Genomic DNA, 21,350 nt, shown 5'->3' with positions numbered 1-21,350 from the left:
GTGATATGACCTGTTATGAATCTATCGTTTTATTTATGAATAAATGGATTGGTATTTTAGCAAGATGTGCTAATAAACTACTCCACCATGATGATAGCGTGCCCAAAATGTGGTGCGTATATTTTCGTGGTGGAGTTTTTTTTATTCTCAAAAAGGGGGAAAGACCATGAATGACAACATGGTTCATATTACAATTGACGGAAGAAAGTATACAGCGGAGCCTGGTTCAACGATATTGGGTGTTATTAATGAGAACGGGATTGAACATCCGCAAATTTGTTACGTGCCGGAAGTAGATCCTATTCAAACATGTGACACTTGTATTGTAGAAGTTGACGGAAAGTTAATGCGTTCTTGTTCGACGATAGCAACGGAAGGTATGAACGTTGAGCGTGCTTCTGTTCGCGCAAAAGAAGCACAAACAGAGGCGATGGATCGGTTACTAGAAAATCATTTATTATACTGTACAGTATGTGACAACAACAATGGGAACTGTAAACTGCATAATACAGCAGAATTAATGGAAATTGAACATCAAAAATATCCTTATGAACCGAAAGTAGATGTAAGTGAAGTTGATATGACGCATCCGTTTTATCGCTATGACCCTAATCAATGTATTGCATGCGGTCAATGCGTTGAGGTGTGTCAAAACTTACAAGTAAATGAAACGTTATCGATAGACTGGGAAGCGGAACGCCCACGAGTTATTTGGGATGAAGGAGTAAATATTAATGATTCTTCATGCGTTAGCTGTGGTCAATGTGTAACGATTTGCCCTTGTAACGCTTTAATGGAGAAAACGATGCTCGGTGAAGCTGGATTTATGACGGGATTAAAACCAGATATTCTTGAACCGATGGTAGATTTAATTAAAGAAGTTGAGCCTGGATATAGCGGTATTTTTGCGGTATCAGAAGTGGAAGCGGCCATGCGTGATACTCGTACGAAGAAAACGAAAACAGTATGTACATTTTGTGGTGTAGGTTGTTCGTTTGAAGTGTGGACGAAGGGGCGTAAAATCCTTAAAGTACAGCCATCTTCAGATGCACCAGTTAACGCAATTTCCACTTGTGTAAAAGGGAAATTTGGTTGGGATTTCGTAAATTCTAAAGAACGAATTACAAAACCTTTAATTCGTAAAAATGGAACGTTTGTTGAATCTACATGGGAAGAAGCACTGAATGTAGTTGCAAATAAATTAGGTACTATTAAAGAAGAGTATGGTAAAGGTTCTATCGGATTTATTTCTTCCTCTAAAATTACAAATGAAGATAATTATGTAATTCAAAAATTAGCTCGACAAGTATTTGGAACGAATAATATTGATAACTGCTCACGTTATTGCCAATCACCAGCAACGGATGGTTTGTTCCGTACAATTGGTATGGGCGGTGATGCAGGAACGATTAAAGATATTGCGCAATCTGGTCTTGTTATTATTGTAGGATGTAATCCGACAGAAGGTCATCCTGTTTTAGCTACACGTATTAAACGTGCACATAAATTACACGGACAAAAGTTAATTGTAGCTGATCTTCGTAAAACAGAAATGGCAGAGCGATCAGATGTCTTTATTAGTCCAAAACAAGGAACAGATCAAGTTTGGTTAATGGCTGTTACAAAATATATGATTGATCGAGGTTGGCATGATCAGGAATTTATTAATGAGAATGTAAACTTCTTTGAAGATTTCAAAGAAAGTCTAGAAGAATATACACTTGCATATGCAGAAGAAGTAACAGGTATTTCAAAAGAAACACTTATTCAAATGGCTGAAATGATTCGTGATGCAGATGGTACATGTATCCTTTGGGGTATGGGGGTAACGCAAAATACAGGTGGTTCTGATACTTCCGCTGCAATTTCAAACTTACTTCTTGCAACAGGGAACTATCGTCGTCCAGGAGCAGGTGCATACCCACTTCGAGGTCACAATAACGTACAAGGTGCTTGTGATATGGGTACTTTACCAGGATGGCTTCCAGGATATCAGCACGTTACTAACGAAATGGAACGTGCGAAATTTGAAACTGCTTACGGAGTGAAAATTGATAGTGAACCAGGTCTTAATAATATTGAAATGCTTCACGCAATTGACGAAGGAAAAATGAAAGCAATGTATCTTGTCGGAGAAGATATGGCTCTTGTAGATTCTAATGCAAATCATGTACATGAAGTGTTGTCGAGCCTTGATTTCTTCGTTGTGCAAGATGTTTTCCTTTCTAAAACTGCTCAATATGCAGATGTTGTATTACCAGCAGCGCCATCTCTTGAGAAAGAAGGTACTTTCACAAATACAGAGCGCCGTGTCCAAAGATTATATCAAGTTCTTCCTACGCTAGGAGATGCGAAACCAGACTGGTGGATCGTCCAGGAGGTTGCGAATAAACTAGGGGCAAACTGGAATTATAGCCACCCAAGTGAAATCTTTGCTGAAATGGCAAGTTTATCACCATTATTCTCGCAAGCGAACTATGAAGTGCTTGAAGGATGGAACAGTTTCCATTGGGGAAGTTTTGATGGAACAAATACACCACTTCTGTTCCAAGATGGATTTAACTTCCCAGATAAAAAAGCTCGTTTTGCGATTGCTGACTGGGTACGTCCAGCTGAATTTCCAGCGGAGTTCGACCTTCACATTAACAACGGTCGTATGCTTGAGCATTTCCATGAAGGGAATATGACAAATAAATCAACAGGTATTCAAACGAAAGTACCTGGTGTTTTCGTTGAAGTCTCTCCAGACCTTGCAAAAGAACGTGGCGTAAAAACAGGTTCGTTAGTTCGTCTTGTCTCTCCTTTTGGAGCATTAAAATTACGTGCACTCGTTACAGATCGTGTAAAAGCGAATGAGTTATATTTACCGATGAACTCTACAGATAACGAAACGGCAATTAATTTCTTAACAGGTCCTGCTGTGGATGTACGTACGAATACACCTGCGTATAAACAAACGAAAGTGCGTATGGAAGTGTTAGAAGTTGATGGCGAAAATCCGATGCCAAAAGCGAACCCACGCAATAAAAAACGTCACCCTCAAGCTGGAATTGAGGTACATCGTAAGTGGGCACGTCCAGGGTATGTGCATTTAACGGATAAGTAGGAGGAGAAAACTATGGCTGCACCTATAAAAATGATTCAAAAACAAGAATTAACTGAAGAAGAAATAAAACAGCAAAAATTAGATGATTTAAAGGAGCTTTTAACAAATAATGAAGAAGCTCTAAATCAGATGTTTAATATAGTAGGGGAATTAAATGACATTGGAATGCTAGAAGCTGCAAATTCTATGCTGAAAGCGAAAGAACCAATTGCAAAGATTGTTCTAGGTCAAGTAACTCGTGAGCCTGTTACAAATTTAATTAATAATATGATGGGTGCTGCAGGTGCGTTAACTGAACTTGACCCAGAACTTACGAAAAAGCTTATAGGTAGTTTATTAGTCGGGCTAGAAGAAGGTAATGAACATCTAGAAAGTAATAAAAAAGTAGGGGTATTCGATCTTATGAAAGTATTGAAAGACCCAGATATTAACCGCGCTATCGGGTTTGGGCTTCATTTCTTAAAAGGAATGGGGAAAGGGTTAAAAGACGAATAAACTTCATGAAGTGAACCTTTCCGCCCAAATATTTGTAGGAAATAGTTTGGGCGGAAGGCTCATTTTGGTAAAATATATAATAAAGTAAAATGAGGCTTTTGGGAGGTATAATTGTATGTCAAAAAAAGTACATGAATTTAATGATATGATCCGAAAACTTCGAAAGGAACTTTTCGGAAAAGGACCAGAACGAATTCATACTGTTTTTGCGGAAAATATGGCTATAGCGACTCTTTATGGAAACTTAACACCTACTGAAAAATTTATTTCAAGTACGATGGACGGTGCGGAAATGGTTCATATGGCTAGAACGAAAATGATTCAAGAAGTGTATGCTGCGAATTCCCGTGAACATTTGGAGGAACTTGTTGGAGCGAAATTAGTGAATTTGTTTTCAGATATGAAAGTAGAAGAAGATATTGCAGTTTCTGTATTTGTTTTTGATAAAAATATAACGTGAGAGAAGGATACTGATCGTGAAACCGATACAGGTAGAAAGAGAAATCTTTCGTTATGAACAAGGAGCGTTTAAGCATATAGAGGACAGCATTGTAACAGAGTTTCCTGTCACCATTAAAATGAACGGGCAGGAGTTTGTTACAATGGTTAGTACTCCAGAATATATAGAAGATATGGTAATAGGCTTCTTAGCGTCTGAAGGAATCATTCGGAAGTATGAAGATATTGATAGCATATGGATGCAGGAGAAAGAAGGCTTTGTGCATGTAACAACGACAAAAGTAAATCCGTATTATGAACAAATGCAAAATAAACGCTATATTACGTCTTGTTGTGGTATGAGTAGGCAAGGGTTTGTTTTTGCAAATGATGCACTAAGTGCAAAAAAAATGAAGGGTGTCCATGTACAGGTTACGGCAGAGGATTGTTTTCGGTTAATGAAAGAAATGCAGCAATCTGCGGATACGTTTCATCATACTGGTGGGGTTCATAATGCAGCTTTATGTGATGTGAATGGTATTATTTTAAGCCGAATGGATATTGGTAGGCATAATGCACTAGACAAAATTTACGGTTATTGTTTAAGAAACGATATTTCTATAAAAGATAAAATCATTGTTTTTAGTGGTCGTATTTCTTCGGAAATATTATTGAAAGTTGCAAAAATCGGTTGTGAAATTATACTATCAAAATCAGCTCCAACTGAGTTAGCTTTGCAACTAGCGGAAGATTTAGGTATTACGACAATAGGATTTATTCGTAATCACTCCTTAAATGTATATACCCATCCAGAACGAGTTTTAAATATAAAATAAAAGTGAGGCAATGAAGATGAAATCAGTTACATTAGACAAGTTGCAACGTCCGTTAAAGGATTTACGTATTTCAGTTACTGATCGCTGTAATTTTCGCTGCCGATATTGTATGCCAGAAGAAATATTTGGTCCTGATTACTCGTTTTTGTCTAATGAGAAAATTTTATCTTTTGATGAAATTGAAAGGATAACACGTATTTTCGTTTCTTTAGGTGTGAGAAAATTACGGATTACAGGCGGAGAACCGTTACTTCGAAGAGGGCTTCCAAAGCTTATTGAGCGCCTTAATAAAATTGATGGTGTAGAAGATATCGGTTTAACAACCAATGGATCGTTACTTAAAAAGTTTGCTCCTGATTTATATAAGGCGGGACTATCACGTGTAACAGTTAGCTTAGATTCCTTAGAAGAAGAGCGGTTTTTCTATTTAAATGGTAATAGGAGCAAAGTGCAAAGGGTTCTGGAAGGAATACAGGCTGCAGCTGAAGTTGGAATGAAAATTAAAATAAACATGGTCGTTCAAAAGGGAAAAAACGAACAGGACATTTTGCAGATGGCGCAATATTTTAAGGGAAATAAGCATATTCTTCGTTTTATTGAGTATATGGATGTTGGAAATTATAATGGTTGGGATTTAAAAGAGGTCGTCTCTAAACAAGAAATAGTAGATACGATTCATCAAGTTATGCCGTTAGAACGGATAGAAGCAAATTATTCTGGTGAAGTGGCTACTAGGTATCGTTATATAGGAAGCGATGAGGAAATAGGTATTATTTCATCAGTAACAGATTCTTTTTGCTCATCATGTACGAGAGCTCGTATTTCTGCAGAAGGAAAATTATATACTTGCTTATTTGCTTCTAAAGGAAATGATTTAAGAGAATTGCTTCGTTCTGAACATACAGATGAGGACATTACAGATGTAGTACGCGATATATGGAATAATAGGGAAGATCGTTATTCAGATGAACGCTTAAATCATACAAATAAGAAAACAATACCTAAAATTGAAATGTCACATATCGGTGGTTAATATATAAAGCTAGCTTCATAGTGAAAAATGGAAAATTTACAAGAGTTGTGGATTTTCTATTTTATAGTAAAAGTGATGATTGATATCTCTGTAAAAGATGTGCAGAGAAATTAAGCAGCATTCAAAAACCTTTATTTGAGGAGGTTTTTTGAAGCTGCTTTTTTATTTGGAGAAAATGGAGGAATGGGTAATGGCATTTCATAAGCCGGAACAAATTGCTGAACTTGTCATTGAGGCCGGTGTTCAAAAAGTAAGACAGACATTGCCAGCGATGCTTATTCTCGGTTTTTTAGGAGGAGCGTTTATTGCGATAGGTTTTTTACTTAACATTCGAGTTTTAGGGAATTTACCTGAGCGCTGGGGAAGTCTAGTGAATGTTTTAGGAGGAGCAGTATTTCCTGTTGGACTCATGCTCGTAGTATTAGCAGGAGGAGAATTAATTACGGGAAATATGATGTCACTGTCTATGGCGCTTTATGCAAAGAAAATTACATTGATAAGTGTACTGAATAACTGGGTTTGGATTACTCTCATGAATTTTATTGGGGCAATTTTCGTTGCGTATTGCTTTGGGCATCTTGGCGGATTAACAGAGGGAGAGTATTTAAATAAAACGGTAGCGATAGCGGAAGGGAAGTTACATGAATCATTTGGGAGAACTTTAATTTTAGCAATTGGTTGTAATTGGCTCGTTTGTCTTGCTCTTTGGCTCGCTTACGGGACGAGTGATTTTGTCGGAAAAATCATCGGAATTTGGATTCCAATTATGGCATTTGTAGTGATTGGATTTCAGCAAGTAGTAGCAAATATGTTTGTCATTTCCGCTGTTATTTTTGCTGGTCATCTAACGTGGATGGATTTGGCTAAAAATTTTGTTCCTGTTTTTATCGGAAATGTAATTGGAGGAGCTGGGTTTGTTGGTTTTGCTTACTTTGCTTGTTATCAGAAACAACATTCTAATATGAAATAGAGTTCTTGAGAGGAAGGGTATGTAATGGCTGATCGGTATTCACGACAACAGTTGTTCAAACCAATTGGGAGTAAAGGACAAGAAAAAATTCGAAATAAACATGTGTTAATTGTAGGGGCAGGCGCATTAGGAAGTGCAAGTGCCGAAAGTTTCGTACGTGCAGGTGTTGGCAAGTTGACGATTATTGATCGTGACTACGTTGAATGGAGTAATTTACAAAGGCAACAATTGTACTCTGAACAAGATGCGAGAGAGAAAATGCCGAAAGCAATTGCTGCAAAAAATCGGTTAGAACAAATTAATTCGGAAGTACAAATACATGCTTTCGTAATGGATGCAACTTCAGAAAATATGGAAGGTCTATTAAAAAATGTAGATGTAATCATTGATGCAACAGATAATTTTGATATTCGATTTGTAATAAATGATTTATCACAAAAACATAATATTCCTTGGGTATATGGTTCTTGCGTTGGATCGTATGGTATGAGTTATACAATTATTCCGCAAGAGACACCGTGTTTACATTGTATGCTGAAAAATATTCCTGTTACAGGTGTGACATGTGATACCGCTGGAATTATTAGCCCGACTGTTCAAATCGTCGCAGCATATCAAGTGGCAGAAGCACTCAAAATTTTAGTGGAAGATTTCTCAGCAATTAGAAAAACATTTTTCATGTTTGATATATGGAGTAATCAAAATCATTTTATAAAATTAGGGAAAATAAAAACAGACACTTGTCTCTCATGCGGTTTGAATCGAACTTATCCTTATTTATCATACGAAAATCAAACGAAAGCAGCTGTTTTATGCGGAAGAAATACAGTTCAAATTAGAACAGTAGACAATAGGAAATACAATTTTGATGATATAGAAAAAGTATTACAAAAACTGGGGAAAGTAGATCGGAATCCGTATTTACTATCTTGCCAATTCGATGATTACCGCGTGGTTGTTTTTCGAGATGGTCGTGTTTTTATTCATGGTACAAATGATATTTCGAAAGCGAAACAACTATATTATCGCGTATTCGGTTAATAGAGAGGGTGTCAACAATGGAAAGAAGAGTGCCAATTACGGTTGAAGAAGCTGTTCGTAAAGTGATGGGATTTGCTGATAAAGGCTTAAAGGAGCTATTACCAATTGAATTAGCTTATGGACGTATATTAGCAGAGGATTTAGTAGCTGACCATGATGTACCGTCATTTAATCGTTCGCCGTATGACGGATTTGCTATTCGAGCAGAAGATACTAATTTAGCAAGTTATGAAACGCCAATTGTATTTGAAGTAGTGGGTGAAATTGGTGCAGGATCGCTATTCCATGAGAAAGTAGGTCCGTTTCAAGCAGTTCGAATTATGACGGGAGCACAAATTCCGAATGAGTGTGATGCGGTTGTTATGTTAGAGCTGACTCGTCAATATGAGAAGAATGGCAACAATTATATGGAAGTGAAGCGATCATTCAAAACGGGCGACAATATTTCTTTTCAAGGTGAAGATGCTCGTAAAGGAACGGTTCTTGCAAAGAAAGGATCGTACATTAATCCAGGTATTTCAGCTCTTCTTGCTACATTCGGTTATAGTGAAGTACCAGTTGCGAGAAAGCCTGTAATTGGACTGTTAGCGACTGGGAGTGAATTACTGGATGTCGATGATTCATTACAGCTAGGGAAAATCCGAAACAGTAATACGTACATGATATTGTCTCAAATTCGAAGAGCGGGTGGCAGAGTAAAATATTTTGGGAAGTTTAGTGATGATTTTAATACGTGTTTTACAGCTGTGAAAGAAGCGCTTGGCCAAGTAGATATGTTAATTACAACCGGCGGTGTATCTGTAGGAGATTATGATTATTTACCAGCTATTTACGAAAAGTTAGGTGCATCTGTTCTTTTTAATAAAGTTGCAATGCGACCAGGAAGTGTTACGACCGTAGCACAATTAAATGGCAAGTTATTATTTGGTTTATCAGGAAATCCATCCGCTTGTTACGTAGGGTTTGAATTATTCGTAAGACCGTGTATTCGGACGTATATGTTTAGTGAAAAAGTACATTTAAAAAGAGAAAAAGCGTTATTAGGAGAAGATTTTCTAAAACCGAATCCATTTACAAGATTTGTACGAGCAAAATTGCAATATGATGAGGGGAAATTAATCGCTTATCCATCAGGGTTTGATAAATCTAGCTCAGTTTCTTCATTGGCAGAATCAAATGCGTTTATCGTATTGCCGGGCGGGACAAGAGGATATAAAAAAGATATGTTTGTTGATGTTCTTTTATTAGAAGATAACGAAGGTAGTGAATGGCCTTGGACATTTCATAAAGTGAGAGGTGGTTCTAATGAGACAAGCGCTATTTGAAATTGTAGATAATCCGATTTTAGTTGAAGAAGTAACGAATAAAGTCGCAAGAAGGGAAGCAGGTGCGATTACAACATTTATTGGTACGGTGAGAGAATTAACAAAAGGAAAACGAACGCTACATTTAGAGTATGAAGCATATAAACCGATGGCAGTAAAACAACTTATGAGAATTGGTGAAGAGATTAGTGAAAGATGGCCGGATGCAAAAGTAGCAATTACGCACCGTGTAGGGCGGCTAGAAATAATGGATATTGCGGTAGTCATAGCAGTTTCATCACCGCATCGTAAAGTAGCTTATGAAGCGAATGAGTACGCGATTGAACGTATAAAACAAATTGTTCCAATTTGGAAAAAAGAATTTTGGGAAGATGGAACGATGTGGATTGGAGATCAACTTGAAAACACACCATATCCAGAAGGAAAACCAAAGGAGGAAGAATGAGAAAATGATTACAATTTTATTATTTGCAAATTTGCGTGAGGAAGTTGGATCGGATCGATTAGTAATTTCAGAAAAGCAAGAAATGACAGTGCAGCAATTAAAAGAATGGCTCAAAGTCAGCTATTGTTTACAATCGCTGGATAAAGTGATGGTGGCTGTTAATGAGGAGTTTGTAATGAATGAAGAGATGATAAAGGCTGGAGATATAGTCGCATTAATCCCGCCCGTTAGCGGCGGGTAATAAGCTTTTTCACCAGATGAAGCGCCAAGAAGATGTTGTATATAAATTAGAATAAGAGAAGGGATGAGTTCCATGCTTACTCAAGAACAAATAATGAATGCATTAAAACATGTAGAGGATCCAGAGTTACACAAAAGTGTTGTAGAATTAAATATGGTTAGAAATATACAAATGAACGGAACAGAGGTTAAACTTGAAGTAGTACTAACAATCCAAGGTTGTCCGTTAAAAGCAAAAATTCAACAAGATATTGAAGAATCACTTTACGCAATTGGTGCTTCTAAAGTGGAGATAACATTTGGTTCTATGACACAAGAAGAACGTGCAGCTTTAACAGAGAAGTTAAAGAAAAATACTAGAACAGAAACTGGTATGCCGAGTATGCTTCGCCCGGAGTCAGGAGTACGTTTTATTACTGTAACGAGCGGAAAAGGCGGAGTTGGAAAATCAACGGTGACAATTAATCTTGCAACTGCACTAGCTCGTATGGGGAAAAAAGTGGGGATATTAGATGCGGATATATATGGTTTTAGTATTCCAGCTATGATGGAAACGAATACGAAACCAACGATGATTGATCAAACGGCAATTCCAGTCATTAGTCACGGTGTTAAAATCATGTCGATGGGATTTTTTACAGAAGGAAATAACCCAGTTATGTGGCGCGGTCCGATGCTAAATAAATGGATTCAAAATTTCCTTGCGAATACGCACTGGGGAGAATTAGATTATTTATTACTTGATTTACCACCAGGTACAGGAGATGTTGCGATTGATGTTGCAGCGATGATTCCGCAAGCGAAAGAAATAATTGTTACAACTCCGCACAATGTAGCTTCATTCGTTGCTTCAAGAGTCGGTGTAATGGCAAAACATACGAAACACGAGATTTTAGGTATTGTGGAAAACATGGCTTATTATGAAGAACAAGATGGATCGAAAAATTATCTGTTCGGAAAAGGCGGCGGCGAAATGTTAGCAGAACAATTGCAAACAGAAGTGATTGCGCAAATACCTTTTGCAAAACGAGAAGAAAATAACGGTTCATCTGTATATGATGAAGACTCTCTTGTAGGAGAAGTGTTTACATCGTTAGCGGAGGATATTATTTATAAAGGATAGAGGGGGAAGTTTAGTATGGCGTGTAATATAGATCATTCTATTGAAGATGTAATGAATAAGCTCGAAAGTCAAAAGAATTCTTTACCTGAAGGGATCTTTAAAGAGTTAAAGAGTTTTTTACAAGGTAATCATTCGCAGAAATTATTAAATGATATTTTTCACCTTCTAAAAAAGTATGATTTAGTCAGTGAGGAAGAACGAGAGACGAGAAACGCACAATTATTGCACATTTTGAATTAAGTACTTTTTGGCTTTAGAATTTTTTCAGAAGGGGTGAATGTGATGGATATGAAAAAGATGATTGAAACGATAGAAGTAACTAGAGTGACTGACGAGGAATTATCGATTTCGAATTTACATCCAAAGCTTGTGAAGTTGTATAGTCAAAAAGATAGTACAGAGTATACGAAGCTATTAAAATATATTTTATCATTATCCGTGCAGTTGAAGCTGAATCTCGTATTGAAATATTTTGGTGTGCGTCCGATTGTTGCTGCAGACGAGCGTATGCAATTTCAAGAGATATTTAAATGCTTAGCTAAGAAAGATGAGAATGGGGAATGGTTTCTAAATTTGGTTTCTTTATATGTAGGGCTAATTGTAGTTCTTCATTTTGAGGAGAAAGTGATTGAGAGCAGTTTTTTTGATGATATGGTAGTGGGTGAATGTAATGAAATATAAGATTCTGCTCATAACATTTTTCTATTTAAATGCTTTAATTGCGATTTTAGTTGGTTTTGTAAATATGAAGGTAACTAATTAAGAAAAAGGAATGAAACTAGTTTGATAAAAAGAGTTCTTCAGTTGTTTCCGGCGTTTTTTCGTGTTACCATTAAGCGAATTTTTCATAAGGAGAGAAAGCGATGAAATGGATTTATTTTCTTATTATTAACGTTATAGCTTTTAGCCTTATGGGGCTTGATAAACGAAAAGCAAAGAAGAAACAGTGGAGAACGCCAGAAAGTACGCTGTTTTTATCAGCGGCAGCTGGGGGAGCAGTTGGAGCTTGGATTGGTATGTATATGTTTCATCATAAAACTCATAAAAAGAAATTTGTTTTCGGCATACCGTTACTTGTTGTAATAACGGTATGTTTATTATTCGTTGTATGAGAAATGTCGAAAGAAATGCAGATTGATTATTGGTAAAGTGAGCATGTGAGACCGTATAATGGAGAAAAAATGAGAAGAGGAGAAAAAGGAAGATGGGGAGTCAATCAGCAGAGCAAAAAAAAGGGATACTATATGCGGCTGGTGCTTATACGATGTGGGGAATTCTACCGATTTATTGGAAATGGGTTGAGGAAGTTCCAGCAGATGAAATATTAGCACACCGCATCGTTTGGGCGTTTGTTTTTATGTTACTTGTATTAGGTGTTACGAAGAGGTTTCGCCAGTTTATTGGGGAATTTGTGAATCTTTTTAAACGACCTAAATTATTAATGTCATTAACAATAGCTTCAGTCTTGATTAGCGGAAACTGGTTTGTTTACATATGGGCCGTTAATCATAATCATGTTATTGAAGCGAGTCTTGGCTATTATATTAATCCGCTTATTAGTATTTTACTTGGTACAGTCGTTTTAAAGGAAAAGTTAAACTTTTGGCAATATGTTGCAGTTGGTTTAGCAGGAGTAGGGGTTGTCATTTTAACAGTACGTTTCGGATCTATTCCGTGGGTTTCTCTTTCACTTGCTTTTTCATTTGGATTATACGGATTAACGAAAAAACTATTAAATTATGATGCTACAATTGGACTTACGATGGAAACGATGTTAGTGACACCGTTTGCAATCATTTATCTTGTTATGACAGGCGCCCATGGTTTCGGCTCATTTGGATCTATTTCAATGTTATCAACGTTACTTTTAATAGGAGCAGGTATTGTAACGGCATTACCACTATTTTATTTTGCAAAAGGAGCACAACTTATTCCGCTTTATATGGTGGGATTTTTACAATATATTGCGCCAACAATTAGCTTAATTTTAGGTGTATTTGTATTTGGTGAACATTTCACATCCACACATATGATTGCATTTTTCTGTATATGGGTTGCTTTATTTGTATTCTCGGTAGCGAAGACAAAGTTCTTAGTGCAGAAACAACCGAAATTTATAAAAAATAAATCAGCAAAAGTATCATAATGCGTAGTATTTTCTACGCATTTTTCTTTATACTGATACTATATAGGATTTCCATCATAGCTAGTAGGGAGCTGAGAACGTGGAAACAATTTTACATAATGATCCGCTTATGGCCGCTGTAATTTCATGGTTTTTAGCACAATTAACGAAAGTAGTCTTTAAATTAATCAAAACGGGTGAATTTGATTTTGCAAAGTTTTTTGCTTCAGGTGGGATGCCAAGTTCTCATGCTTCAACAGTGACAGCGCTTGCTACAGGAGTTGGGGTAGTAGAAGGTGTGGAAAGCTCGATGTTTGCGGTTGCTACTATTTTTGCCATTATTGTTATGTATGATGCTTCAGGAGTAAGGCTTGCAGTAAGTAAACAAGCAAAAATATTGAATGAGTTTTTTCACGGTAGACAAACAGAATATAAGAAGTTAAATGAACTTGTTGGGCATACACCGTATGAAGTAGTAGTTGGTGCTTTATTAGGGATTATTGTCGGAGTAGGATATTGTTTATGAGCGGAACATTTTATATGTTCTGCTTTTCTTTGTTTTTATACATATTCAGCTACCTTTTTGAATATCGTTATACGGATTTCGAAAGGGTGGGTGAGTAACTTGTTATTATATGAAAAAGTGCATGAAGAAATAGCGAGAAGAACAACTGCACTTCAAACAATGCAACGGCAAGATGGTACGTGGCAGTTTTGTTTTGAAGGAGCGCCACTAACAGATTGTCATATGATTTTTTTATTAAAATTATTAGGTAGAGATAAAGAGATAGAACCTTTTGTAAAAAGATTAGCATCACTTCAAACAAATGAAGGAACATGGAAATTGTATGAAGATGAAATGGGTGGTAATTTATCTGCTACAATTCAATCTTATGCTGCCTTACTTGCATCGGAAAAATATACAAAAGAAGATGCGAATATGAAGCGAGCGGAAAATTTTATTAAGGAACGCGGAGGCGTGGCGCGTGCTCATTTTATGACGAAGTTTTTATTAGCGATTCATGGAGAATATGAATATCCTTCACTCTTCCATTTACCAACACCAATCATGTTTCTACAGAATGATTCCCCCCTCAGTATATTTGAATTGAGTAGCTCAGCACGTATTCATTTAATTCCGATGATGTTGTGCTTAAATAAAAGGTTTCGAGTAGGGAAAAAGTTATTGCCAAATTTAAATCACATTGCAGGCGGGGGCGGAGAATGGTTTCGAGAGGATCGGTCTCCAGTTTTTCAAACGTTAGCAAGTGACGTGAAGAAAATTATAACGTATCCACTTTCTTTGCATCATAAAGGATATGAGGAAGTAGAACGTTTTATGAAAGAGCGTATTGATGAAAATGGAACATTATATAGTTACGCAACTGCTTCGTTTTATATGATTTATGCTTTACTTGCATTAGGACATTCTATTCAATCACCAATTATTGAGAAGGCTATAATGGGAATTACATCTTATATATGGAAGATGGAAAGAGGGAGCCATTTGCAAAACTCTCCGTCAACTATATGGGATACAGCTTTACTCAGTTATGCTTTGCAAGAAGCTCAAGTTCCGAAAGCAAGTAAAGTGATTCAAAATGCATCAGCGTATTTACTAAGAAAACAGCAAACAAAGAAAGTAGATTGGAGTGTACATGCACCGGATCTCTTCCCAGGTGGTTGGGGCTTTTCGGATGTGAATACGACGATTCCAGATATTGATGATACAACTGCTGTGTTAAGAGCATTGGCGCGAAGTAGAGGGAACGAAAATGTAGACAATGCATGGAAGCGAGCGGTTAATTGGGTTAAAGGATTGCAAAATAATGATGGTGGTTGGGGAGCTTTTGAAAAAGGGGTAACGAGCCGTATATTAGCAAATTTACCAATCGAAAATGCGAGTGATATGATTACAGATCCTTCTACACCAGATATTACAGGAAGAGTGCTAGAGTTTTTCGGGACGTATGGACAAAACGAATTGCCTGAGAAACAAAAACAAAGTGCGATAAATTGGTTAACGAATGCACAAGAGGAAAATGGATCATGGTATGGGAAATGGGGGATTTGTTATATATATGGTACGTGGGCAGTGTTGACGGGTTTACGGTCACTCGGAATACCATCTAGCGATCCATCATTGAAACGAGCAGCTTTATGGCTTGAACATATACAGCATGAAGATGGTGGCTGGGGAGAATCTTGCCACAGTAGTGTGGAGAAAAGGTTCGTTACTTTACCATTTAGTACACCATCCCAAACAGCATGGGCGTTAGATGCCCTCATTTCTTACTATGATAAAGAAACGCCAGTCATTCGAAAAGGTATTTCATATTTGCTCTCCAACCCTTATATAAATGAAAAATATCCTACTGGAACAGGTTTACCAGGTGGGTTTTATATTTGTTATCATAGTTATGCTCATATATATCCGTTGCTTACTTTGGCTCATTATGCAAAAAAATATAGAAAATAAACCGAGAGATGTCTCTCGGTTTATTTTGTTGGGTAGTAGGTCCCTTTTGAAAAGAATAAGGTTGTGATGTACCTTATTTTTCGGTTGATTGGCGTTTTTGACGTGCATCAGCGGCATTTGCACGTGCGTTTGCTTCTAAGTCATTGTGGTCAGCGAGTTCGCGAGAGAACTCAACATCAATGCCATCAGTTGCTTTGCTTTGTTTGAAATTCTTTTTGTTCATTCGACATAATCTCCTTGCACTTTATGCGACGTTGCAAAGTTAGTTTGACACAAATAGACTTTTTTATACAAAGAGGAATTGGAAAGTAAAAAGCCGAAATATACAGTATAAGTAATAGAAATGGGGGATAGGAATGGAGTTTTTATATGGGAAAACAGCTGTTGTAACAGGAGCTGCACAGGGAATTGGAAAAGAGATTGCAAGGGTTTATGCAAAGCTGGGGGCGAAAGTATTAATTAGCGATGTAAATGAAGAGAAGCTACAAAAAACGACACGTGAATTATCGGACGAAGGATATGAAGTATGCTCATATCGATGTGATGTGAGTAATCAAAATGAAGCGAAGTCGTTAATTGAATATGCGGTTCAAAAATTCGGTACATTACATATTTTGGTGAATAACGCCGGGATTACAAGAGATGCAATGTTACATAAAATGGAGAAGTCTGCTTGGGAACAAGTATTACAAGTGAACTTAACTGGTGTTTTTTATTGTATGCAACCAGCGCTTCTTTACATGAGACAACAAGGGTATGGACGCATTATTAATATATCTTCAATTAGTAGAGAAGGAAACATAGGTCAAGCAAATTATGCGGCTACGAAGGCAGGCGTTGTAGGTTTAACGAAAACGGCAGCGAAAGAAGTTGGAAGTTTCGGTATTACGTGTAATGCGATTTGTCCAGGGTTTATGGATACAGATATGACAAAAACGATACCAGATAAAGTGAAAGAAAAGATGGTTGGCGCGATTCCAGTTGGTAGAATTGGAACGCCAGAAGATATTGCAAACGCAGCAGCTTTTTTAGCATCAGAATACGCATCCTATATTACAGGAGAAGTATTAAATGTGAGCGGAGGACTGCAAGTTTAAAGGAATACATAATGAAAAGAACCTGACCGGATAGGTCAGGTTCTTTCTCATTAATTTAAGTTAAGCCAAACGCTCTTCACTTCTGTATAGTTATTTAATGCATAAGATCCCATTTCACGACCAAGACCGGATTGTTTAAATCCTCCAAATGGAGATGCTGCATCAAAGACGTTATAACAGTTTACCCATACTGTACCAGCACGTACTTTACTTGCAACATAGTGTGCTGTTTTAACACTTTCTGTCCACACACCAGCTGCTAAGCCGAATTGTGATTTATTTGCACGTTCAATTACTTCATCAATATCGTTAAATGGTATTGCAGAAATAACTGGACCGAAAATTTCTTCTTTTGCGATCGTCATTTCATCATTTACGTCAGCGAATACTGTAGGAGAAACGAAGTAGCCTTGATCGAATGGATTACTACCTCCGCAAAGTACTTCAGCGCCTTCTTCAATCCCTTTTTCGATGTAGCCCATTACACGTTTTTGTTGTTCTTCAGAAACGAGAGGACCAATTGTTGTTTCAGGGTTAAGACCGACACCTTGATTTAGTTTTTTAGAATAGAGGACGAGATCAGCCATGACATTATCATACATTTTCTTCGGAACAAATAAGCGTGACCCAGCAGAGCATACTTGTCCTTGGTTAAACATAACACCAGAAAGTGCACCAGGAATCGCGCGAGATAAATCAGCATCTGGCAAGATGATATTTGGTGATTTACCGCCTAATTCAAGTGTAACGCGTTTTAATGATTCGGATGCTTGTCGCATAATTTGTTTACCGACAGGAGTAGAACCGGTAAATGCAATTTTATCAACGAGTGGATGATTAACGAGAGCTTGTCCAGCTGATTCACCGAATCCAGGTACGATATTAATAACACCTTTCGGGAATCCAGCTTCTTCAATTAATTCAGCTAAGTATAGAGCAGATAGTGGAGTTTGTTCTGCAGGTTTTAAAACGATTGTACATCCTGTAGCAAGCGCTGCTCCCATTTTCCACATTGCCATAAGAAGCGGGAAGTTCCAAGGGATAATTTGACCAACGACACCAACAGCTTCATGGCGTGTATAGTTAAAGTAATCACCGGAAACAGGAATTGTTTGACCAACGATTTTCGTAGCCCATCCAGCGTAATAGCGCATATGCTCAATTGCAAGTGGTATGTCTGCTGCCATTGTTTCACGGATTGGTTTTCCGTTATCTAATGTTTCGAGCTGTGCAAGCTCTTCTTTATGTTCTTCCATTAGATCAGCTAACTTGTACATGAGACGGCTTCGCTCAGCAGTGCTCATACGAGACCAAGGACCTTCGTCAAAAGCCATACGAGCTGCGACTACAGCTTTATGAATATCTTCGCGACCAGCTTCAGAAACGACGGCAAGTGTTTCACCAGTTGCTGGGTTAGGTGTTTTAAATGTTTTGCCGGAAGCGCTTTCAATGAAAGATCCATTCACATATAACTTTTTTGTACCTTGAAGAAACTTTTCTACCTTTTCATGAAGATTTACAGCTAGTTGACTCATTGTATAACCCCCTTGAAAATATAATGTAAACGCAGTACGAGACGGCGCTTATTCCGAAATCAAGGATGTGGAAACTAGATGGAAAGCCTCTAATTAAAATCATAATTAATAAATACTGAAAATTCAAATTTCATTTGTGTTACAATTGTAAAAAATATGTAATGTAAGAGAAGCTTCTATATGATTATAAAAAATCCTGCTTGTTTTTGCTTTCTAGTAGGAAAAACTAGAAGAACAATGGTACAATAATACATCGTGAGAGGAGGGGGAAAAATGAAAGATTATCATGATGATCCACGCTTTCGAATAGCCCATAGAGAAGCGTTAATTGGTCTTGGACTTGCTATTATTAATTTTATAATATGGTACGGATTTGCTTATGGGCTTGGTAGTAAAGATCCGAGTGAATATACATATGTATTAGGTTTTCCCGCATGGTTTTTTTATAGCTGTATCGTTGGATTTATCGTTATGGTTATTTTACTTAGTTTAGTTGTTCGTTTTGTATTTCAAGATATTTCACTCGATGAGGAAGAAAAAAGTGAGGAATAATAGATGAATTGGTATGTAATCATTCCAATGATAATTTCGTTTATCGTTGTATTTTTAATTGGTGTATATGCTTCAAGACGCGTGCAAGCAACAGCACATAATAAATTTTTACAAGAATATTTTCTTGGTGGGCGTGAGTTAGGCGGTTTATTATTAGCGATGACAATGATTGCTACGTATGGTAGTGCAAGTAGCTTTATTGGTGGTCCCGGTATTGCTTACAATATGGGGCTTGGATGGGTACTATTATCTGCGATTCAAGTTGTAACAGGATATATCGTTTTAACGGTTATCGGTAAAAAGTTTGCAATTATTGCTAGGAAGATGGAAGCAATTACTCTTATCGATTATTTAAAAGGGAGATACAATAATAAAGCAGTTGTTATACTCTCTGCGTTATGTATTATTATCTTTTTATTTTCAGCGACAGTAGCCCAGTGGGTCGGCGGTGGACGATTAATCGAGTCACTAACGGGTCTATCGTATACAACAGCACTATTTTTATTTACTTTTTCTGTACTTGTGTACGTATTAATTGGTGGATTTCGTGCAGTCGCGCTATCAGATACATTATTAGGAATCATTATGTTAGTTGGAACGACAATCATTTTAATTGCTACTGTCATTGCTGGTGGTGGAATTGAAAAGATTATGCAGGAACTTGTTCAAATTAATCCAAATTTAATTACACCATTCGGAGCAGATGGCAGTTTAACGAAATCATATGTTACATCATTTTGGATTTTAATTGGAATTGGCGTTGTAGGTTTACCGCAAATTAGTGTGCGTGCCATGTCTTATAAAAATTCAAAAGCTATGCACCAAGCTTTAATAATTGGAACAGTTGTCGTTGGTACAATTATGATTGGTATGCATTTAACAGGTGTATTTGCAAGAGTAGTACTTCCAGGTATAACGGTACCAGATAAAGTAATGCCGCTACTCGCGATGGAAGTGTTGCCACCTTGGTTAGCTGGAGTTTTCTTAGCTGCACCAATGGCGGCGATTATGTCTACAGTAAACTCTTTATTATTACTTGTAAGCTCGTCAATTATTAAAGATATATACGTAAATTACATAAATAAAGATGCAGCAGACAGTACGATAAAAAAAGGAAGTTTGTGGATTACTGGTATTGTAGGGCTACTCGTTTATGCAGCGGCGATTAAACCACCAGATTTTTTAATATGGCTAAATTTATTTTCTTTCGGTGGATTAGAAGCAGCATTCATTTGGCCAATCGTATTAGGGTTATATTGGAGAAAAGGAAATGCTACAGGAGCGCTTGCTTCCATTTTCGTTGGAGTAGGTTCATATATGTGTATTCATCTTTTCTATCCAAATCCGTTCGGTATACATACAGTTGTCTTCCCAATTTGTTTTGCGTTTATCGCTTATGTTATTGGAAGTATGAGTGCTGTAAAAAAAACAGTATAGGTTAGCTGAAGAACGTAGTCCTTATAAGACTGCGTTTTTTCGTATGAATTTGTTCTTTTTTATTCTGTATATCCACGTTTATTCATAAATTAATAACAACTGAGGGGATGGAGTTGAGGTCGATGAAAAAAGTGTTATTTTTAGGAGACCCAGGCATTGATGACTCTTTAGCAATTATGTATGGATTGTTGCATCCTGATATTGATATTGTTGGAGTAGTAACGGGATATGGAAATGTAACACAAGAAAAGGCGACAAGTAATGCCGCATATTTATTGCAAATGGCAGGACGGGAAGATATACCTGTTATTAATGGTGCGAAAATTCCTTTATCCGGAGATGTTACAACGTATTATCCAGAAATTCATGGGGCAGACGGTTTAGGGCCAATTAAACCTCCAAAAACTTTTTCGCCAAATATAAAGCCTTTTTGTGCATTTTTTGATCTTCTTGAAAAATATAAAGGGGAATTAATAATAGTCGATGCTGGTAGATCAACAACACTAGCGACGGCATTTATTTTAGAAAAGCCGATGATGAAGTATGTGAAAGAATATTATATAATGGGCGGTGCTTTCTTAATGCCTGGCAATGTAACACCAGTCGCAGAGGCGAATTTTCATGGTGATCCGATTGCGTCGCAATTAGTTATGCAAAATGCTAAAAATGTGACATTAGTACCACTTAACGTTACATCTGAAGCAATTATTACGCCGGAAATGGTAAAATATATTACGAAACACTCTAAAACGAGTTTTAATAAGTTAATCGAGCCGATATTTACGTATTATTATAAAGCTTATAGAAAGTTAAATCCGAAAATAAAAGGAAGCCCAGTACATGACGTCGTTACAATGATGGTTGCGGCAAATCCATCTCTTTTAGACTATGTATATCGTCGTGTCGATGTAGATACAGCTGGAATTGCAAAAGGAGAGAGTATTGCTGATTTTCGGCCTCAACCTGATGCAAAAGCATTAAAAAATTGGGTGCGAATTGGTTGGTCGTTACATTATAAAAAGTTTCTTGAGGATTTTGTGAAATTTATGACGTAGACATAATAGGAGCATACA

The 21,350-nt window shown here is 37.0% G+C and carries 23 protein-coding genes; 21 read left to right on the top strand and 2 right to left on the bottom strand.

Annotated elements, in window-relative coordinates; genetic code table 11:
• Positions 1–166: 166 nt before the first annotated feature.
• The 17 genes from fdhF to CQ064_RS18645 all read left to right on the top strand — a co-directional run bounded on the left by fdhF (position 167) and on the right by CQ064_RS18645 (position 15,656).
• Positions 167–3,106, top strand: coding sequence for a formate dehydrogenase subunit alpha (gene fdhF, locus CQ064_RS18730; protein ID WP_000999407.1), 2,940 nt, complete (start codon positions 167–169; stop codon positions 3,104–3,106).
• A gap of 12 nt (positions 3,107–3,118) precedes the next feature.
• Positions 3,119–3,601, top strand: coding sequence for a helical membrane plugin domain-containing protein (locus CQ064_RS18725; RefSeq protein WP_000729897.1), 483 nt, complete (start codon positions 3,119–3,121; stop codon positions 3,599–3,601).
• A gap of 115 nt (positions 3,602–3,716) precedes the next feature.
• A complete protein-coding gene (locus CQ064_RS18720) occupies positions 3,717–4,061 on the top strand; it encodes a Na-translocating system protein MpsC family protein (protein WP_000039582.1) in 345 nt (114 codons plus the stop codon).
• A 16-nt stretch (positions 4,062–4,077) separates the two neighbouring features.
• Positions 4,078–4,875 carry a formate dehydrogenase accessory sulfurtransferase FdhD gene (gene fdhD / locus CQ064_RS18715; RefSeq protein ID WP_000802681.1) on the top strand — a complete coding sequence of 266 codons (798 nt, stop codon included), beginning with the start codon at positions 4,078–4,080 and terminating at the stop codon, positions 4,873–4,875.
• Positions 4,876–4,891: 16 nt separating this feature from the next.
• On the top strand, positions 4,892–5,908 hold the full coding sequence (gene moaA, locus CQ064_RS18710; RefSeq protein WP_000844154.1) for a GTP 3',8-cyclase MoaA: 1,017 nt from the start codon (positions 4,892–4,894) through the stop codon (positions 5,906–5,908).
• A gap of 190 nt (positions 5,909–6,098) precedes the next feature.
• Positions 6,099–6,878, top strand: coding sequence for a formate channel (locus CQ064_RS18700; RefSeq protein WP_000863998.1), 780 nt, complete (start codon positions 6,099–6,101; stop codon positions 6,876–6,878).
• Positions 6,879–6,902: 24 nt separating this feature from the next.
• A complete protein-coding gene (locus tag CQ064_RS18695) occupies positions 6,903–7,919 on the top strand; it encodes a molybdopterin-synthase adenylyltransferase MoeB (RefSeq protein WP_000785264.1) in 1,017 nt (338 codons plus the stop codon).
• Positions 7,920–7,936: 17 nt separating this feature from the next.
• Entirely contained in the window at positions 7,937–9,244 is a 1,308-nt protein-coding gene (locus tag CQ064_RS18690; RefSeq protein ID WP_000442197.1) for a molybdopterin molybdotransferase MoeA, read from the top strand.
• Positions 9,225–9,689, top strand: a complete 465-nt coding sequence (locus tag CQ064_RS18685; protein WP_001248110.1) for a molybdenum cofactor biosynthesis protein MoaE — start codon at positions 9,225–9,227, stop codon at positions 9,687–9,689. The genes CQ064_RS18690 and CQ064_RS18685 overlap by 20 nt, the downstream gene beginning before the upstream one ends.
• Before the next feature lie 4 nt (positions 9,690–9,693).
• Positions 9,694–9,930: a molybdopterin converting factor subunit 1 gene (gene moaD, locus CQ064_RS18680; RefSeq protein WP_000628502.1), complete on the top strand. Its 237-nt coding sequence runs from the start codon at positions 9,694–9,696 to the stop codon at positions 9,928–9,930.
• 72 nt (positions 9,931–10,002) lie between these two features.
• Positions 10,003–11,052, top strand: a complete 1,050-nt coding sequence (locus tag CQ064_RS18675; RefSeq protein WP_000957515.1) for a P-loop NTPase — start codon at positions 10,003–10,005, stop codon at positions 11,050–11,052.
• Positions 11,053–11,067: 15 nt separating this feature from the next.
• Positions 11,068–11,292 (top strand): hypothetical protein, encoded by a 225-nt coding sequence (locus tag CQ064_RS18670; protein ID WP_000752378.1) that lies wholly within the window; start codon positions 11,068–11,070, stop codon positions 11,290–11,292.
• Positions 11,293–11,334: 42 nt separating this feature from the next.
• On the top strand, positions 11,335–11,733 hold the full coding sequence (locus tag CQ064_RS18665) for a hypothetical protein (RefSeq protein WP_000367304.1): 399 nt from the start codon (positions 11,335–11,337) through the stop codon (positions 11,731–11,733).
• A 182-nt stretch (positions 11,734–11,915) separates the two neighbouring features.
• A complete protein-coding gene (locus CQ064_RS18660; protein ID WP_000871349.1) occupies positions 11,916–12,164 on the top strand; it encodes a DUF1294 domain-containing protein in 249 nt (82 codons plus the stop codon).
• Positions 12,165–12,256: 92 nt separating this feature from the next.
• Positions 12,257–13,198: an EamA family transporter RarD gene (rarD, locus tag CQ064_RS18655; protein WP_000535541.1), complete on the top strand. Its 942-nt coding sequence runs from the start codon at positions 12,257–12,259 to the stop codon at positions 13,196–13,198.
• 79 nt (positions 13,199–13,277) lie between these two features.
• Positions 13,278–13,703, top strand: a complete 426-nt coding sequence (locus tag CQ064_RS18650; RefSeq protein WP_000447817.1) for a divergent PAP2 family protein — start codon at positions 13,278–13,280, stop codon at positions 13,701–13,703.
• Positions 13,704–13,802: 99 nt separating this feature from the next.
• Complete coding sequence (locus tag CQ064_RS18645) at positions 13,803–15,656, top strand: terpene cyclase/mutase family protein (RefSeq protein ID WP_000928139.1); 1,854 nt, start codon at positions 13,803–13,805, stop codon at positions 15,654–15,656.
• Positions 15,657–15,729: 73 nt separating this feature from the next.
• On the opposite strand, the gene CQ064_RS18640 is transcribed toward CQ064_RS18645, so the two are convergent.
• Positions 15,730–15,879, bottom strand: coding sequence for a YfhD family protein (locus CQ064_RS18640; protein ID WP_001035815.1), 150 nt, complete (start codon positions 15,877–15,879; stop codon positions 15,730–15,732).
• A gap of 133 nt (positions 15,880–16,012) precedes the next feature.
• Between CQ064_RS18640 and fabG the strand changes: the two genes are divergently transcribed.
• A complete protein-coding gene (gene fabG, locus CQ064_RS18635; RefSeq protein ID WP_000395352.1) occupies positions 16,013–16,753 on the top strand; it encodes a 3-oxoacyl-ACP reductase FabG in 741 nt (246 codons plus the stop codon).
• A 50-nt stretch (positions 16,754–16,803) separates the two neighbouring features.
• Here fabG and dhaS read toward each other — a convergent pair whose 3' ends face one another.
• A complete protein-coding gene (gene dhaS / locus CQ064_RS18630) occupies positions 16,804–18,288 on the bottom strand; it encodes an aldehyde dehydrogenase DhaS (RefSeq protein WP_000080280.1) in 1,485 nt (494 codons plus the stop codon).
• A 273-nt stretch (positions 18,289–18,561) separates the two neighbouring features.
• Here dhaS and CQ064_RS18625 point away from each other — a divergent pair, with 273 nt between their 5' ends.
• The 3 genes from CQ064_RS18625 to CQ064_RS18615 all read left to right on the top strand — a co-directional run bounded on the left by CQ064_RS18625 (position 18,562) and on the right by CQ064_RS18615 (position 21,332).
• Entirely contained in the window at positions 18,562–18,840 is a 279-nt protein-coding gene (locus tag CQ064_RS18625; protein ID WP_000656237.1) for a YhdT family protein, read from the top strand.
• A 3-nt stretch (positions 18,841–18,843) separates the two neighbouring features.
• Positions 18,844–20,277 carry a sodium/pantothenate symporter gene (gene panF / locus CQ064_RS18620; RefSeq protein ID WP_001104824.1) on the top strand — a complete coding sequence of 478 codons (1,434 nt, stop codon included), beginning with the start codon at positions 18,844–18,846 and terminating at the stop codon, positions 20,275–20,277.
• Positions 20,278–20,399: 122 nt separating this feature from the next.
• A complete protein-coding gene (locus tag CQ064_RS18615) occupies positions 20,400–21,332 on the top strand; it encodes a nucleoside hydrolase (protein ID WP_000756465.1) in 933 nt (310 codons plus the stop codon).
• The last annotated feature ends 18 nt before the right edge of the window (positions 21,333–21,350 follow it).

The sequence above is a fragment of the Bacillus sp. MYb78 genome (assembly GCF_002975115.1).
GTDB lineage: Bacteria > Bacillota > Bacilli > Bacillales > Bacillaceae_G > Bacillus_A > Bacillus_A cereus.
The sequence above is the reverse complement of the archived record's forward strand: the minus strand, read 5'-3'. Positions and strand labels throughout refer to the sequence as shown.